Origin of the sequence: Prescottella defluvii, assembly GCF_000738775.1 — a bacterium.
GTDB classification, from domain to species: domain Bacteria; phylum Actinomycetota; class Actinomycetes; order Mycobacteriales; family Mycobacteriaceae; genus Prescottella; species Prescottella defluvii.
This window is the reverse complement of record NZ_JPOC01000134.1, coordinates 1-212: the sequence shown is the minus strand read 5'-3', so window position 1 is coordinate 212 and position 212 is coordinate 1. Positions and strand designations below refer to the sequence as shown.

Below are 212 nucleotides of genomic sequence, written 5' to 3'. Positions count from 1 at the left end.
ATCGGGCAGATCGTCGAGTTCGACGCCACCGACCAGCAGCCCCCCGAGGTCACCGGATGCGGCGGCGGCGAGGATGGCGGCGGTGTCGCGGCCGGGTGCGGCCGGGAGTTCTGCGCCGCCCCACACGGCGGCGACCCGACGTCGGGCCTCGGTGTCGGCGACCGGCCGACCACCGGGCAGCAGGCCGGGCAATGCCCCGGCCTCGAGCGCGC

General features: G+C 77.8%; 1 protein-coding gene. It reads right to left on the bottom strand.

Features of this window, described 5'->3' with window-relative positions:
- A partial coding sequence (locus tag IJ15_RS25060) for a hypothetical protein (protein ID WP_037136097.1) occupies nt 1-212 on the bottom strand: 212 nt, incomplete at both ends.